We start from the raw sequence: 3,080 nt of genomic DNA, 5'->3' as shown, positions 1-3,080 counted from the left end.
AATACAGTGAGTTCTTTTCTTCTTCCGTGAATTCTAGGTTAATCATGTTTTTAATGAGTGCTTTGCTTCTAATTATGACTCTTAAACTATATTATTGTCCTTGAGTAAAAAATGCAAGTTGTAGCCGTGCAAAGTATAGTTGCTGCCAGGGTTCCTCGGCATAGACGCGACTGGGACTGTACCAACCGGCCCACCAACCCAAGGCTTCTAGAGGCGAGGTCAGTGCTTCTAGAAATAAACCCAGGAACAGTAATAATAGACTAAATCCGATCAGATCGAAGGTCAGTCGCACGGCATCATCAAGGGCAAAAAATCCTTCCTGTAGCCAAGTTTTGGCGGGAGAAAATAGGAGAATTAAACATAAACCTAAAAAACCTAGCCCAACATATTCTAGAACTGTTTTGAGATTTTGAGTTTTTACTACTTCTAAATGATGACCGATTCTGAGAAAATTTTTACTAATTGGTGAGATAAAAAGAGACATTTCCGTGAGATAATTGTGCCAAAGGGCTTCGTTTTTCGTCTTTTCTTCCTCTGTTTCCTCGCTGGTATCTTTTTCTAGGTCTTCTGGGTTGATTCCCGAATCAACAATTTTTTGCAAGTGTTTTTTATCGATCACTAATTCGACCCCTAATAATTTTTCTGTCAGCCAATGGACAGCAAAAATAAAGGGATAACCGATAGTTCTCTGGAAAACTAAAAGGACAAGAAAACCTAATAAAGAGGCGATGAAAGCATGAAGTAAAGAAATATTGAGGAGAACGGTTAAACCCACGGCCAGGGCTGCCACACTCCAGAGGATTAATAAGATATAGATCGCCCGGCCAGCCTAGGGAAGAGCGATCGCTAATCCGAAGATAAAGGGTGCGTAACTAAATCCTAGGGTACTGGCCACCTCAAATAGGCGGGTATCACCCCGAAATAAGAGGATAGTGACTAGCCAAAGTCCAGCGGCCCAAATGCCAAAATTAAAAGCGTAGAGAATAGAAGTAATTAATAAACTAAAAATAAAGCGGCTGGGGGGAATCCGGTTAATAAATAAGACAAAACTTTGTCCGATCGCCTCGGAAACACTAGCGATAAAGACAACGATAATCGCTTCTTCCAAACCAAAGCGCAGGGATTTAATGGTGACGAAAGCGCGGGGATCGAGAACCAGTACACCGAAAAGGGTCGGCCAGGAAGGAGCAAGAAATAAAAGCAGCAATCCAGCGATTCCTAGTAATCCCAAAAGAGCCAAGGCTTGAATCAGTTGTTTCACGGGCGTTGTTAAAGTTAGATCGGTTAATGATGAGAAGGTCAGAGCGGGCGATCGAGGTTTACCGGCGGCTAGTTTGTCCGCCGATACTTAGGGTTTGCTGAAAAAGTTTTTCGTGGGGACAGGGTGTGGGGTGTGGGGTGTGGGGTGTGGGGTTTTACCGGTTTTGAGGTGGCCAATTACCTAATTTTCAGGGAAAAAGTGCCTCAATTTTCCCCCTCATCACTGCCATGCCTGGTACTTTTTGATTGACAAAAAGTCTAAAAGTCTTACCCAACAAGGTTTTTACCATTATTCAGCCAGCCCTACTTAGGAGCATTGAAGATGGAAAAAAATCAAATATCATACTTAGGTGAACCGATAATTTTCTCCGGCTCCGCTCAAAATCCTTGATTCTGTTCTATCCATAATAAACTCATTCTCCGATGACAAAACCTATCCGCGCCCAATCACCGCTAAAATTTCTCGCCCCCCATTTTAACCCCTTGGTCTTGGCGGCAATTTATCGGCTGTTGCCCTTCTATTTGCGATCGCAATGTCAGATTGAGCGGGTGGAAGGGGAAAATAGCGAAATTCTCGTCGATTGTTACGGCCGTTTCCAAGCTGGACAGTTGCGGTTTCTGCTTGCCTATCGTCATTCCAGCACTAACGATCCCCCCTCCTTGATCCATTATCTTCATAGCAACCTGCCTAAAATAGCTGCCAATGAGGGAATAAGTTTAAATAAGCCAGTTTTTGGCTATTTTCTCTACGATCGAGGGATTCCCCTCTGGGCAGGTCCAGTGGCTAATTGGCTCTTACCGGCGATCGGTGGCGTTCCCGTGATCCGCGGTCGTCCCGATTTCGGCTGTTTGCGTACCCTGCGCCATCTCTACGTTCGCGGGCAATTTCCCTTGGCCATTGCGCCGGAAGGCTATACCAACGGTCACGGCGAACTGGTCAGTCGTTTAGAATTGGGCTGCGCTCAAACCAGTTTTTGGTGTGTCGAGGCTCTGGTGGCAGCGGGGGAGAATCAGCAGCTGTCTATTGTCCCCATCGGTGTGAGGTATCAGTATTTAGAAAATCCCTGGCCGAAGATTTGGCAACTCTGTGGGGCGATCGAGCGCGAATGTGGTTTTCCTCCGGGGGATGGGGCCAATCGGCAATTAGAAAACTCTCTCTCATCGAGGGAATGGAATCCAGAGCAGCAATTGACCCCAGAGGAAGAGGCCCTACTCTACCCGAAACTATTGCGTATTGCTGAATATTTATTAGAACAAATGGAAAGTTTTGATCGGCGTTTCCATACCGCCATTCAGTTAGAGGAACAAGCGGCAAAGTTAGCCAATTTGAGTCCGATCGAGGGATTAACCCTGCGTTTACAGGGATTGATGGACGCAGTATTAAAAATGTTGGAGGGATATCTGCAAATGCAGCCCCATAGCGATCGCAATTTGCTCGAACGCGCCCAGGATATCGAGGATACGGTCTGGGATTGGATCTATCGTCGGGACGTGGACATCCAAACCCTCTCGGACGTGGAAAGGGGTTTGGCGGCTCTAGTCGCGTCGGAAGCGCATCAACATCTCTGGCACATGAGATGGGTGGAGAATTTTGTCGTCGTCACCGGTCATTATCTAGGGTTTGCTGAAAAAGTTTTTCCTGGGGGTAGGAGTCAGGAGTCAGGAGTCAGTAGCCGGTCGTCGGTCGTTTCAGGCTTTGTTGCCCTCTTTTTTTGTACCAGTTTATGTACTACGAGGAGAATAATGCAAGGTTTTTGAATGTCCCAATCCTATTTTCTTGCACTAACATCAGATTTTAACAGGTCAAAAGCCTTATTTTC

3 protein-coding genes are annotated in these 3,080 nt (G+C 45.8%); 1 reads left to right on the top strand and 2 read right to left on the bottom strand.

Going from position 1 to position 3,080, the window contains the following annotated elements; translation table 11 throughout:
• Positions 1 to 91: 91 nt before the first annotated feature.
• Both O9290_RS13020 and O9290_RS13015 read right to left on the bottom strand, forming a co-directional pair.
• The gene (locus O9290_RS13020; RefSeq protein WP_288059215.1) at positions 92 to 790 is read right to left on the bottom strand and encodes a hypothetical protein; all 699 of its coding nucleotides are present in this window, start codon (positions 788 to 790) and stop codon (positions 92 to 94) included.
• 39 nt (positions 791 to 829) lie between these two features.
• Entirely contained in the window at positions 830 to 1,261 is a 432-nt protein-coding gene (locus O9290_RS13015) for a hypothetical protein (protein WP_288059217.1), read from the bottom strand.
• Positions 1,262 to 1,683: 422 nt separating this feature from the next.
• Here O9290_RS13015 and O9290_RS13010 point away from each other — a divergent pair, with 422 nt between their 5' ends.
• On the top strand, positions 1,684 to 3,018 hold the full coding sequence (locus O9290_RS13010) for a lysophospholipid acyltransferase family protein (RefSeq protein WP_288058984.1): 1,335 nt from the start codon (positions 1,684 to 1,686) through the stop codon (positions 3,016 to 3,018).
• The last annotated feature ends 62 nt before the right edge of the window (positions 3,019 to 3,080 follow it).

It is taken from the genome of Microcystis sp. LE19-41.2A (genome assembly GCF_027530405.1).
Lineage (GTDB): Bacteria > Cyanobacteriota > Cyanobacteriia > Cyanobacteriales > Microcystaceae > Microcystis > Microcystis aeruginosa.
Note: the sequence above shows the minus strand (reverse complement) of the source record. Positions and strands in the feature narration are given on the sequence as shown.